Source organism: Corynebacterium sp. NML130628, from assembly GCF_001875665.1.
GTDB lineage: Bacteria > Actinomycetota > Actinomycetes > Mycobacteriales > Mycobacteriaceae > Corynebacterium.
This window is the reverse complement of record NZ_MLAL01000018.1, coordinates 77,966-89,093: the sequence shown is the minus strand read 5'-3', so window position 1 is coordinate 89,093 and position 11,128 is coordinate 77,966. Positions and strand designations below refer to the sequence as shown.

Sequence of the window (11,128 nt, the reverse complement as noted above, 5' to 3'; positions counted from 1 at the left end):
GGCATGCTTGCACGCCGGCGCTTACCAGTACTGCCAGCATCGGGGTCGGGGTTGGTGTTGTAGTGTGCCCAATCCCTCTCGGGTGGGTTTGGTATCAGCGGGGGAATATCGTGCGGGGACATGGGCGGGGACCTCCTTCGGTTCGGCGCTCACAACCAGCCTGCCACCTAGGGTAGCAAAAACTAGCCCTTTTCCTACCAGCACGTATGAATGGCTAGCCCAAAAACGACTGCGTCTTTTGCCACTCGGCCGGGTGGGGTGACACCAAATTCCATCCCCGACAATCCGTGACCTGGGAAAACGCAAAACCCCGATCCAGAAATCAGGGAATTTGGTGCGAGCATCCCTAGGCTCCGCGGCGGCGGCGCTTCGCCGCCACCTTCGCCACGATGGCATCCACCCGGGCGCGCTCCTCAAGGAACTGCGGCGGGGCGACACCACGCATCGTGCGCACAAACGCGGGGTGGTCGATGCAGACGGTCTCCATCCAGCCGTCGACTGCGGCCTCCACAAGCTCGCCGACCCGCGCGTACAGGTGCGGCAGGCTCACGGCACCCAGCTCCCTGGCGACCATCTCGGTCTGCTCAAGCGTGTACTGCACGATCTCGCCGAGGTGCTGCACCGTCAGCTCCGTGCGGCCGACAAGGGCGTCCTGCATGGTCTGCACAGAGAACGGCGCCTGGAGCGGGAAGAGGTCTTCGAGGCCGTCGGCGTCGAGAAACTCGGGCTCGGGAACCTTCTCCTCCGGCCGATAGGAGGCGGAGAGCACCCCGGCGCGCATCCCGGTGGTCAGCGCCTGGCGAAGCCCGATGAGCTCGCCGACGATACGGCGGGCGTCGTTGCGGGCGTCGTCGACGATTTCGACGAATTCGGCGAGGCAGTCGTCGGTAAGTTCACCATCGTAGTCTGCGATCGCCTCGGCGAGGTGCTCGGTGTATTCAGCGACCTCGTCACCGATGTTGTAGATCTCCTGTGTCAGTTCGCGGTGGCGGAGCATCGCGGCAGTTTTATGCACGAATAGCCCCTTTCTGGTTCACAGGAAGTACGGATCAAAAGTCGATGGAAATACTAAGTCATGGGCGCCCCGAACGGGTCGAGGCGCGCCGGGTTCTAGCGCTCGTAGAGCTTGTCGATGTCCTCACGGAAGCGCTCGAACACCACGTTGCGCTTGACCTTGAGTGTCGGCGTCATCTCGTTTTCCTGCTCGCTGAGGTCGCGGTCGAGGATGCGGAACTTCTTGATCGCCTCCGCGTGCGAGACGGTGCCGTTGGCGACGTTGATCGCGTCTTGGACCTCGGCGCGCAGGACGGGGTCGCCGGCGAGGTCGCTGAGTTTGCGGTTCTCCGGGATGTTGTGGGTGGACTTCCAGCGCCGCAGCTCTTCCTCGTCGAGGGTGACGAGCACGCCGACGAATGGTTTGCCGTCGCCGACTACGAGCGCGTTGGAGATCAGCGGGTCCTGGCGGATGATGTCCTCCATCGGTCCCGGCGAGACGTTCTTGCCGCCGGCGGTGACGATGAGGTCTTTCTTGCGGCCGGTGATGCGCACGTAGCCTCCGTCGTCGACTTCGCCGAGGTCGCCGGTGTTGAACCAGCCGTCGGTGAAGGCTTCCTGTGTGGCGGCTTCGTTGTTCCAGTAGCGGTCGAAGACGCCGGGGCCCTTGAATTCGATCTCGCCGTCGTCGTTGGTGCGGACCCGGTAGCCGTTGACGGGGCGGCCCACGGTGCCGATCCTGTTACCGTTCTTATTATTGACGCAAGCTGCGGCGCAGGTTTCGGTGAGCCCGTAGCCCTCGTAGATTGGGATGCCGATGCCGCGGAAGAAGTGTAGGAGGTCACCGCTCATGGCGGAGCCGCCGGTGATGCCGTACTTGACGGAACCGCCGATGGCGTCCTTGATCTTGGAGTACACGAGGCGGTCGAAGACACGGCGCTTCGCCTTCAGTACTCGGCTTGGTCCCTCAGGCGTGTCCATCGCCTTGGAGTACTCGATGGCGACCTTTTCCGCTTCCAGGAACGCAGCCTTGCCGATGGCGGAGCCGTCCGCAGCCTTGTTGTAGGCCGCGTTGCGGACCTTCTCGAAGACGCGAGGCACGCCGAGCACCATGTTCGGCTGGGCACGCTGCAGCTCCACGGTCAGCGTGTGGGTGTCCGCCCAGTGGGATTGGGTGGCGCCGGCCATCGTCAGCGCGAGGCTCACTGCGCGCTGTAGCACGTGCGCCAGCGGCAAGAAGGTGACCACGCGTTTGCCGGGGCGTGCCACCTCGCCGATGTCGTTTGTGATCAGCGCCCACGTCTGGTGCGCCCAGTTGCCGTGGGTGAGCGCCACGCCTTTCGGGCGTCCCGTGGTGCCGGAGGTGTACACGATGGAGCCGAGGTCGTCGTGGGTGAGGGAGGCGGAGCGGGCGTCAACACGCGATTGCTCGACGTCTCTGCCCTCAAACTTCAGTGTTTCAACCCCGGAGGCGTTGAATTCGTAGATCTTGCGCAGCTTCGAGCTGGAGTCCGCCAGGCGTGGCTTGCCATCTTCCTGGAGGAGGAAGGCGCTCATCAGCTGGGTGTGGTCGCGCGACTCAGTGAATGCGATCTCGGCGCCGGAGTCCTCGAGTATCCACTGGATCTGGTGCATGGAGCTCGACGGGTAAATCGGGACGCTGACTGCTCCCGCGGCCCAGATGGCGAAGTCGACGAGGGACCACTCATAACGGGTGGAGGACAGGACAGCGATCCGGTCGCCTGGTTCGACGCCGTTCGCAATGAGTCCCTTGGCGGTTTCGTAGACCTCCTCGAGGAACTCCCCCGCCGTCACGTTGACCCAGTCGTAGTTACGCGGGCGGGAAAACAGCACGATGTGAGGCTTTTTCGTGCAGATATCCACGAGCGCCGACAGGCAGGTATCGGTTGGGTTCAGGCTGAATCCGAGCGGAGTTGTGTACGTTTCTGAAGCCATGGTTGGCAACGTTACCTGACAGAAACTACCTTTTGCGTGAGCTCCACTCTGCAAAACATCAGTTCTTTGGCAGAATGGGATGATGTGACCAACGTAGAACTGCTCCATTCATTAGCTTCCGCGTACGGGTTCGGCACGAGCTACCGCGCTTCGAACGGTGCGATCACCACCCCGCCGCCGGAATCATTCATCTCGCTGCTGCAGGCCATGGGCGTCAACATGAGCGACGCCCCCTCCGACGAGGAGCTGCATCACCTCATTCACGCCAGGCACCAGTACTGGGCTACTCGCCCGCTGCCGCCCTGCGTCGTGGCTACGGCCGGGCAGGAGCGTCACTTCAACGTCCACGTGCACGACGGCCACCCGGCCCGCACCTGGATCCAGCTTGAGGACGGCACCCCGCGCGAGACCTACCAGGACGAAAACTGGGCGCCACCAACTACCGACGTTGCCGGCGTCGTCTGGGGGGAGGCCACCTTCCACGTGCCGGGCAACCTGCCTCCGGGCTACCACACGCTGCACCTGGAGTCCGATAACTTGAAGGATTCCTGCCCGCTGCTCGTCGTCCCGGCTCGCCTGGAGAGCAACCAGCGCTACATCGACAACCCTGTCTTCGGTGTGATGGCCCAGCTGTACTCGGTGCGTTCCGAGCAGTCCTGGGGCATTGGCGACTTCGAGGACCTCGGTACGCTCGCAGTGCTGCTGGCGGAGCAGGGTGCTGACTACCTGCTGATCAACCCGGTGCACGCCGCGCAGCCTATTCCGCCGGTGGAGGACTCTCCATACCTGCCGACGTCGCGCCGCTTCGTCAACCCGATCTACATCTCGGTGGAGGCGGTTGATGAGTACTACAAGTTGGACAAGGAGGCGAAATCCCAGATTGAGCGCATGGTCGCTCCGCTGAAGGCGCGCAACCGCAGTGCGGAGCCGCTGCGTCGCAACGAAATCTTCGAGACAAAGCTCGCCGTGCTTCGCGAACTGTTCTTCATCGCCTGCGCCGACGAGCGCCGCTCCCACGACTTCGACCTGTTCTGCCTCGACGAGGGCGAAGGGCTCGAAGAGTTCGCCCGCTGGTGCGCCGTAGAGGCAATGGAGTCCGCGCCCTCGCGCCACGAGCACGACGAGGAGCTCGAGGAACTCACCCGCTTCTACATGTGGCTGCAGTTCATCGCCGACGAGCAGCGCCGCCGCGCGCAGGACAAGGCACTGGCCGCCGGCATGAAGGTCGGCATCATGACTGACCTCGCCGTGGGTATTCACCCCGATGGTGCCGACGCCAACACGCTCGCCAACGTGCTCGTACCTGAGGCCTCCGTCGGCGCCCCGCCAGACCAGTACTCCCAGCAGGGCCAGGACTGGTCACAGCCGCCATGGCACCCGCAGGCGCTCGCCGAAGCCGGCTACGAGCCGTGGCGAGAACTGCTGCGCACCGTGCTGCGCCACTCCGGCGGCATCCGCGTCGACCACATCCTTGGGCTCTTCCGCCTGTTCTGGATGCCACGCAACGTCTCCCCGATGTTCGGCACCTACATGAACTACGACCACGAGGCCATGGTGGGCACCCTGGTGCTCGAGGCGCAGCGCGCGAACGCCGTGGTGGTTGGCGAGGACCTGGGCACGTTTGAGCCGTGGGTCCAGGACGTCCTGCAGGACAAGGGCATCCTTGGCACGACGGTACTGTGGTTCGAGTCCTACGACGACGGCTCCCCGCTCCACACCTGGGATTACCGCCGGTTGGCGTTGTCGGCCGTCGGCACGCACGACCTGCCACCGACCGCCGGCTACCTGCAGTTCGCGCACAACATCCTGCGCGACGAGCTCGGCCTCATCGAGGAGCCCCTCGAGGAACTCAATGAGCAGGACCACCAGTGGCAGGCCCGCGTGCTTGACCGCGTGCGCGAGGACGGCCACTTCCACGGCACCTCCCTTGAGCACACCGAGTTCACGCACCTGAGCGCGGAGGAGTTCGCGCGCGACGTGGACGTGGAGGACCTGCTTGTTGGTCTGACCCGCTTCATCGCCGCTACCCCATCCGCGATGACGGTGACGAACCTGGTGGACATGGTCGGCGATATCCGCATCCAGAACCAGCCGGGCACCAACGCGGAGCAGTACTCCAACTGGTGCATCCCGTTGACGGATAACAGCGGCAAGGCGGTCCTCATCGAGGACCTGCCAAGCATCGAGTTGTTCGGTCGGGTCGCAGAGGCGTCGAAACGCTAGCGCGCTAGAACAGCCCTGCCAGTGCCGCGACGACGACCAACGCAATCATCACCCACAGTGCCTGTGTGACACGGGACTGTGGGTATTTGCGTTTCTGCCTCGGAAGCTGCTGATCACGCTTGCGGAGTTCTTCAGGGTTGGCCATAGTTGACCACCTTACTTCTTCGAAATTTTGTACGCGATCCAGTCACTCACACGCAGCATCGCCCACGACGCCACCCCTGCTAGTGGCAGCGCCACCAGCAGGATCAGGGGTGTCTGCAGCCACGGCGACAGCTCAAACATCGCTGCCCTCGAGCCCGCGGCGCACCAGCAGGGCGCGGGTGTCCTTCTCGCGGCCGCGGAAGGCGCGGTACGCCTCGACGTAGTCGCGAGCGGCACCAACCGAGAGGACCGCGTCGCGGAAGCGTTGGCCACTGTCGCGGTTGATGCCGGACTCCTCGATGAGCTGGTAGCCGTCGGCGTCCAACGCCTCCGCCCACAGGTAGGAGTAGTAACCCGCCGAGTACCCGCCCGCAAAGATGTGGTTAAACCACGTGGAGCGGTAACGCGGCTCGAGCCCCTCGACGTCCAGCCCAACCTTCTCGAGCGCCCGCTGCTCAAACGCATCAATATCCTCCGGCACCTCACCGTCCAGCGAGTGCCACGCCAGGTCGATCGCGCAGGCCGCCAGGTACTCCGCGGTGGCGAAGCCCTGCCCGAAGGTCCGGGACTGCTGCACCGCCTCCAGCAACGCATCCGGGATGACCTCGCCGGTGTCCACGTGGCGCGCATAGTTGCGGATGATCTCGGGTGCGAACGCGTAGTTCTCGTTGATCTGGGAGGGGAACTCGACCCAGTCGCGCGGCACGTTGGTGCCGGAGAGCGTCGGGTAACGCACGTTGGACAGCAACCCGTGCAGCGCGTGGCCAAACTCGTGGAACACCGTCGTGACCTCATCGATCGTGAGCAGGTCAGAGGTCAGCGACATCACGTTGACCACCACTGGTTTCGTGCCGGTCAGCGTCGCCTGGTCCACGAACGAGCTCATCCAGGCTCCCCCGCGTTTCGACGGCCGCGCCCCATAATCCGTCAGCAGCAGCCCGATGCCGGTGCCGTCTTCCTCCTTGACCTCCCACACGTGCACGTCATCGCGGTAGCCGTGCAGGTCTTCGCGCTGTGTGACCGTAATGCCGTAGAGCAGGTTCGCAGCGTAGAAGACGCCGTCGCGCAGCACCTGCTGCAGCGGGAAGTACTTGCGAAGCTCCGCGTCGTTGACGGCGAACGCCTCTTCCCTGCGGCGCGCCTCCCAGTACGGCCAGTCGGCGCCGTCGAGCTCCACGCCTGCCAGCTCGCCCGCGAGCTTGCGTTCCGCGGCGGCGTTCGACGCGGCGGCCGGTGCGAGGTCGCTGATAAGTTTGCGGGCCGCGGCGGCGCTGCCCGCGGTTTCCTCCGCGATGACGTAATCGGCGTGCGTGTCGAAGCCGAGCAACTTCGCGCGCTCCTGCCGCAACCGCACCGACTCGACCACGAGCGCACTGTTGGTGTCGCGGCCGCGCTGGCGGGAGGCGTCGAATAGCTTGTGGCGGGCGCTGCTGGACTCGAGTTCGGCCTGCAGCGACTGGGTCGTCGGCAGCTCAATCGGTACGACGTAGACGTCGGGGTCTTCCGAGTCGCGGTAGGCTGCGAGCTGCTCCTCACTCAGGCCCGCGAGCTCCTCGCGGATCATGCGCACCGCAAGCTTGGTGGTGTCCGCCAGCAAGTTGCGCCCGAACTGCTCGGAGAGTTCCGAGAGGCGCTGGTTCAGCTCGCGCAGGCGCTGCTTGCCAGCCTCGTCGAGCTCCGCGCCACGGCGGGTGAAGCGGCGCAGCAGCAGATCGTGCAGGCGACGCGATTCCTCATCCACCGGAGCCTCTACCGCACGCAGGCGACCATACAACTCCTGGTTCTGGTAAATGGCGTCGGTATGCGCGGACAGGCGTGGCACGATCGCGTCCGCGACCTCGTCAAACTCAGGCGAACCATCAGTGCCCTGGAGGTTAAAAAACCATGCCACGACCCGATTGAGATCGCTGCCCGCGCGCTCCAGCGCCTCGACGGTGTTCTCCCACGTCGGGGTGCTTTCTGCGCAAATGCGAGCGATTTCTTCTTCATGAAGAACAAGCGCCCGCTCGAACGCGGGCAGCACGTGTTCAAGACGGATCGCCTGGAAATCAGGCAGACCATATGGCAAATCGGATGGGTGCAGCAACGGATTGTCAGTCATGGCACCCTATCCTACTTGGCGTGCGTGTCAGGCCGACTTACGGCCAATCACCAGGAAGTTCGGGCGCGATTCGTGTCCCTCCGCCGCGCCGAATTCCTCGTCAATCTTCGTAATCTCTGGCAGTTCGACAATCTCCACGTCTTCTAAGCCCGCAACACGGAACGCCTCCGCGTACGCCTCCGGGGACTCCGCCGTTGCAAGCGGCAGCTCCCCAAGGACATCATCGGAGTAGGTCAGCACGAAGGAGTCTGGGCCGTTGTCAGAAATGACCTGTGTGTCTTTCGAGATACCGTTCGGGAACCAGATCGCGTCCGCGGCAATCACAAGACCCCCAGGTTTCAGGGCCTTGAGCCACCCGCGAATTGCCTGCATCGGCTCACGCAGTGTCCACAACAGGTAGCGACTCACTACAACATCGAAGTCGTAGAAGGACGGCGGCAGGTTCGTCACGTCGACCTCGGCGAATAGTGGGGTGTTGATGCCTTCTTCCTGGCGGAGCTCCGCTTCGTCGCGGGCCTCGTCGAGCATCGGCTCGCACGCATCCACGCCCACAACTGCGTAGCCGAGCTCCGCGATGATGTGCGCAATGTAGCCATCGCCTGTGCCCATATCCAGCACGCGAACCGCATCCTCCGGCATAAAGCGCTTGAAGATGTCAGTCCACGCTGCACGGTCCGCCTTGGCGCGATCGGAGATCAAGTGCTCGCGGTGGTACGCCTCCGCCCGGCCAGCCCAGTACTCAGTAATGCGTGCTTGGGTATCTGTCATTTGGGACAACTCATTCCTACAAAAGAAAGACAATAATCACTCACTAGCATAAGTCACCTTCGGCAGCTCGTCGAGAAACTTGGCGGAAGCTTTTCGAAATGTCAGCACCAACCCGTCCTCCGTCTCTAATCTGCGGACCGGAAGCTTATACACTGGCTCCAACAAATTAGGGCGAAGCACATCCTGCGTGGGCCCGGCCGCCACTACGCGCCCGTCATGGATCAGCATGACATCTTCGCAGTAACGCGCCGCAAGGTTGAGATCATGCAGCACCACAACTGATGCGCACGGAAGCGACGCGATCAGGTCCATGACATCGTATTGGAATCGTATGTCCAAGTGGTTAGTCGGCTCATCAAGAAGCAGATGTGTAGAGCGTTGCGCCAACCCGCGAGCAATGAGCGCCCGCTGCTTTTCTCCCCCAGACAGGGCAGAAAAGTCCCTCGTGGCAAGGTCGATCGCTCCCACGTCCCGCAGCGACTTTTCAACGATCGCTTCGTCGTCCGCCGACGGTTTGCCCGTCAGACCAAGGTACGGCAACCGCCCAAGCATGACGAGCTCAGCGATGCTCACCGGCATGTCAGACTCATGCTCCTGCGTGACCACCGAGAGCTTGTGCGCAAGCGCTTTTTTATTTATCTCGCTCAACGGTTCGCCATCTACGGTGACGGTTCCCGAATCAGGCTTCAAGGACCCAAACAGGCACCGGAGCAACGTGGTTTTCCCTGAGCCGTTCGGCCCAACCAAGCCCAGCACCCGGCCATCTTGGACCGTAATGTCAATGCCGTGCAGAATCGTGCGGTTGCCACGCTGGAAATGAATTCCGGTGCCCTCAATCATTTAGCGCTGCTCCAAAAACTCGTTGAGCTGCTCCAGGCCATCAATAGACATGCCTGATGGTGGCTCCGCCAAGTAGAGCAGCATCGGCATGATCGCGCCGTTCTTGCCAGCATTGGTGTCGTTGATGCCCTTGATCTGCTTCACGCCCTCGATGGACGCGGCCGCGGCCTCGTCGCCGCCCTTGGAGTGCAGCGAGATGATCACGTCGGGGTTACGGGCGATCAGTTCCTCGTCGCTGACCTCAAAGACGCGGTCAGCGGAGTCGCCGAAGACGTTGATCATGCCGGCGGACTCGACGATCGGGTTGGACATGGAACCGGCGCCGTAGGCGTAGTTCACGGAGCCGTCCGTCGCCGGGTAGAGCACCGCTACGCGCAGACCCTCACCGGCCTTCTTGGCCTCGGCGGCCTCGAGGCGCGCCTTGGTCTCGGCGGTGAACTTCTCGGCGGCCTCGGTGGCGTCGAAAAGATCCCCGTAGAACTTGATGTGGTCCCAGACGTGGTCCCAGCTCGCCGCGCCGTTGAGCGCGCCACAGAAGCCTGGCTCCTCGATAATCGGCACGCCGGTGCCCTGCATCGCGTTGTAGTCGACGTTGCCTGCGTAGCCGATGATCAGGTCGGAGTCCGTCGCCACGATCTCTTCCTTCGATATCTGCAGGTGGCCGCCAGCATCGACCTTGTCGGTCAGCAGCGGGATTGCGGCCACTTTCTTCGCCAACTCAGGCGAGAAGTACTCCTCCGGGAACGGGCCGGCAACCATGTGCACGTCGTCCAGCACGCCGAGCGCCTCAAGCGTCGGGACGACGCCCACGCGGTTGACCAGCATCACCTTCTGTGGCACGCCGTCGATCTCCATCGAGTGGCCACAGTTTTCAAACTTGTGTACCTCTGCCGCCGCGGTCGCGGAGGTCGATGCGCCGTTCACTTCGGTACCTGCCTCGTTGCCGGAGCAGGCCACGAGCCCGAGGCTCAGGGCGGCCGTCGCAACGAGGATGCCTACCCGGTTCACTGTGCGTTTCATGATTTACCTTTCGTGTGGGTATTAGCTTGCGGCGCGCATGTTGCGCACCAGGATGAGCAGGAATGGGGCGCCGACAAGCGCCGTAATAATGCCGATGGACAGCTCGCGCGGTGCAAGCAACATCCGGGCGCCGATGTCCGCCCACATCAGCAGCACCGCGCCAAGCAGCCCCGCGATCGGGAGCATCGTGCGGTGCGCGCCACCAACGGCCCGGCGCGCCAGGTGCGGGATAACCAGGCCGACGAAGCTGATGGAGCCCGCCATCGCGACGATTGCGCCGACGAGTAGACAGGCCACCACGAGCATTGCCAGGCGGAAGCGCTCCGGGTTGATGCCAGCGGTGAGCGCCGTTTCGTCGCCGATGCCCAACGCGTCCAGGTTCCTGCCCCAGATGACCGCGACGATGAGGCTGAAGAGCACCACGATGACGGTGATCAGCAGCGAGAGGTCCCAGGACGCGAGGCCCAGCGAGCCGAGCAGCCAGAACATCACGGAGCGGGAGCCTTCGGCATCGCCGGAGGCGAAGATGAGGAAGCTGGTGATCGCGGAGAGCGCGTAGCCAAGCGCGACACCCGCCATGAGCAGGCGGATTGAGGTGAGGCGGCCCTGCGAGCGCGCCACCGCGTACAGAACAAACGACGCCGCGATCGCGCCGAGGAACGCGCTGCCCTGCAGTGCGTAGTCGCCGAACGCTGCACCGGCGCCGAAGAGGATCGCCAAGGCCGCGCCCGTCGAGGCGCCGCCGTTAATACCGATGATGTAGGGGTCCGCGAGCATGTTGCGCACGAGCGTCTGCAGGATCGCGCCTGCGATCGAGAGGCCAGCGCCAACGAACATGCCGAGCACCGCGCGCGGCATGCGGATGTCCCACACAATGGTGTTTTTCACCGGCTCCACCTCCAGCGGTGTGCCGAAGAAGTGGTGCGAAATGATGTTGAGTGTCTCGCTCGGTGCAACGGGCACGGAGCCGTAGCCCACGCACATAATAAAGGTGAAAACGAGCGCCACGCTCAGGCCGATCGCCCAGGCGGTCGCTTTCATTCGGTGTCTGCGAAAGCCGAGTATATCGGCGTGTTCTGTACG

At 63.5% G+C, this 11,128-nt stretch carries 10 protein-coding genes; 1 reads left to right on the top strand and 9 read right to left on the bottom strand.

What is annotated here, in order from left to right; translation table 11 throughout:
• Positions 1-346: 346 nt before the first annotated feature.
• Together BJP07_RS05820 and BJP07_RS05815 are read right to left on the bottom strand one after the other, a co-directional pair.
• Positions 347-1,015: a hypothetical protein gene (locus BJP07_RS05820; RefSeq protein WP_071566568.1), complete on the bottom strand. Its 669-nt coding sequence runs from the start codon at positions 1,013-1,015 to the stop codon at positions 347-349.
• Between the two features lie 95 nt (positions 1,016-1,110).
• Entirely contained in the window at positions 1,111-2,949 is a 1,839-nt protein-coding gene (locus BJP07_RS05815) for a long-chain fatty acid--CoA ligase (protein ID WP_071566567.1), read from the bottom strand.
• Positions 2,950-3,033: 84 nt separating this feature from the next.
• Between BJP07_RS05815 and BJP07_RS05810 the strand changes: the two genes are divergently transcribed.
• Positions 3,034-5,172, top strand: coding sequence for a 4-alpha-glucanotransferase (locus tag BJP07_RS05810; protein WP_177222527.1), 2,139 nt, complete (start codon positions 3,034-3,036; stop codon positions 5,170-5,172).
• A 4-nt stretch (positions 5,173-5,176) separates the two neighbouring features.
• On the opposite strand, the gene BJP07_RS11035 is transcribed toward BJP07_RS05810, so the two are convergent.
• Genes BJP07_RS11035 through BJP07_RS05785 form a run of 7 tightly spaced genes read right to left on the bottom strand, consistent with a single transcriptional unit; the run spans position 5,177 to position 11,086 of the window.
• Positions 5,177-5,317: a hypothetical protein gene (locus BJP07_RS11035; RefSeq protein ID WP_143109681.1), complete on the bottom strand. Its 141-nt coding sequence runs from the start codon at positions 5,315-5,317 to the stop codon at positions 5,177-5,179.
• A gap of 11 nt (positions 5,318-5,328) precedes the next feature.
• Positions 5,329-5,457, bottom strand: coding sequence for a hypothetical protein (locus BJP07_RS11475; RefSeq protein ID WP_255365933.1), 129 nt, complete (start codon positions 5,455-5,457; stop codon positions 5,329-5,331).
• Positions 5,450-7,417 (bottom strand): M3 family metallopeptidase, encoded by a 1,968-nt coding sequence (locus BJP07_RS05805; RefSeq protein WP_071566565.1) that lies wholly within the window; start codon positions 7,415-7,417, stop codon positions 5,450-5,452. Before BJP07_RS05805 ends, BJP07_RS11475 begins: the two co-directional genes overlap by 8 nt.
• A 27-nt stretch (positions 7,418-7,444) precedes the next feature.
• The gene (locus BJP07_RS05800) at positions 7,445-8,185 is read right to left on the bottom strand and encodes a class I SAM-dependent methyltransferase (RefSeq protein ID WP_071566564.1); all 741 of its coding nucleotides are present in this window, start codon (positions 8,183-8,185) and stop codon (positions 7,445-7,447) included.
• A 36-nt stretch (positions 8,186-8,221) separates the two neighbouring features.
• Positions 8,222-9,025: an ABC transporter ATP-binding protein gene (locus tag BJP07_RS05795; RefSeq protein ID WP_071566563.1), complete on the bottom strand. Its 804-nt coding sequence runs from the start codon at positions 9,023-9,025 to the stop codon at positions 8,222-8,224.
• A complete protein-coding gene (locus tag BJP07_RS05790; protein WP_071566562.1) occupies positions 9,026-10,045 on the bottom strand; it encodes an ABC transporter substrate-binding protein in 1,020 nt (339 codons plus the stop codon). It abuts the gene before it with no gap.
• Positions 10,046-10,066: 21 nt separating this feature from the next.
• Entirely contained in the window at positions 10,067-11,086 is a 1,020-nt protein-coding gene (locus BJP07_RS05785) for an iron ABC transporter permease (RefSeq protein ID WP_255365932.1), read from the bottom strand.
• Positions 11,087-11,128: the final 42 nt, after the last annotated feature.

Excerpts from the sequence above, each read along its gene's own strand:
- BJP07_RS05790 (WP_071566562.1), bottom strand. The coding sequence starts at position 10,045 with ATGAAACGCACAGTGAACCGGGTAGGCATCCTCGTTGCGACGGCCGCC.
- BJP07_RS11475 (WP_255365933.1), bottom strand. The coding sequence starts at position 5,457 with ATGTTTGAGCTGTCGCCGTGGCTGCAGACACCCCTGATCCTGCTGGTG.
- BJP07_RS05795 (WP_071566563.1), bottom strand. The coding sequence starts at position 9,025 with ATGATTGAGGGCACCGGAATTCATTTCCAGCGTGGCAACCGCACGATT.
- BJP07_RS05785 (WP_255365932.1), bottom strand. The coding sequence starts at position 11,086 with ATGAAAGCGACCGCCTGGGCGATCGGCCTGAGCGTGGCGCTCGTTTTC.
- BJP07_RS11035 (WP_143109681.1), bottom strand. The coding sequence starts at position 5,317 with ATGGCCAACCCTGAAGAACTCCGCAAGCGTGATCAGCAGCTTCCGAGG.
- BJP07_RS05815 (WP_071566567.1), bottom strand. The coding sequence starts at position 2,949 with ATGGCTTCAGAAACGTACACAACTCCGCTCGGATTCAGCCTGAACCCA.
- BJP07_RS05805 (WP_071566565.1), bottom strand. The coding sequence starts at position 7,417 with ATGACTGACAATCCGTTGCTGCACCCATCCGATTTGCCATATGGTCTG.
- BJP07_RS05800 (WP_071566564.1), bottom strand. The coding sequence starts at position 8,185 with ATGACAGATACCCAAGCACGCATTACTGAGTACTGGGCTGGCCGGGCG.